1 protein-coding gene and 1 pseudogene are annotated in these 771 nt (G+C 57.2%); one reads left to right on the forward strand and one right to left on the reverse strand.

What is annotated here, in order from left to right; translation table 11 throughout:
• Positions 1-190, forward strand: a 190-nt coding sequence (locus X742_RS1000000175315) for a hypothetical protein (RefSeq protein ID WP_032925202.1), incomplete at its 5' end; no start/stop codon positions are given.
• 121 nt (positions 191-311) lie between these two features.
• On the opposite strand, the pseudogene X742_RS1000000175160 reads toward X742_RS1000000175315, so the two are convergent.
• Positions 312-771: pseudogene (locus tag X742_RS1000000175160) on the reverse strand (hypothetical protein); the annotation flags it as partial.

The following is a 771-nucleotide window of genomic DNA, read 5'->3' on the forward strand; positions in this document are numbered from 1 at the left end:
GTTCCGCTTTGGAAAGGAGCCTGTTCACCTGGCCGCAAGAACTGAGACAGATCGAGGAGCAAGCAACACGAACAAAGCCTTCGCCCGAAAGGGCGATGCGGATCGTTACCTGGGGACGATGGGCGAGGCGATCTCGTTGAGAGTCCCGAACCTGCCGGCCCAAGCGCGGCAAGGTCGTGAAACAGATTGAGACGCCTCGCTCTCCTGACCCCATCATGCGGCGGCCCAAGCGCTGACCGCGAAGAGAAGCGAGTGACCCACGGAACGGTCCAGAAATAAGTGCAGGAGCATCTTGACCAAAACGACCCCAATCAGAGAGGACTCTTAGCGCCAACCAGCCAAATTGGGCGAGCCCTCGAAAACTGTTTCGTTGCAAGCCGCTCGCACAGGGTTTGCCAAAGAGGATCGCAGGCGAACGCCAGTAAGCTGCCCCACGCCTGATTCAATGGCATCGCGCCATAGCAGTCGATCAACTGCTCAAAACGGGAACCACGCTGCGCGATAAGACTGAACGGATCGATGCGGCTAGGCGAGATCGTGCGATGCCCCCACATACTTGGCTCTTCATCGGACCTCAGCGAGGCGGATAGGCTATGATTTGCAGGTGACGGAAAGTCGGCGAGGGCAGACAAGAAGGCATGGCGCATAATTGGATAGTAGACGATCTGGCGACTGCCGCCGAGCACCCGCAGTCCAGGAAGTATTGACATCACCAAGAATGACAGGAACAGACTCGGTATGATCTCACGCTCATCCAAGGATTTGAGAAGC

The organism is Mesorhizobium sp. LNHC229A00, assembly GCF_000502415.1.
GTDB lineage: Bacteria > Pseudomonadota > Alphaproteobacteria > Rhizobiales > Rhizobiaceae > Mesorhizobium.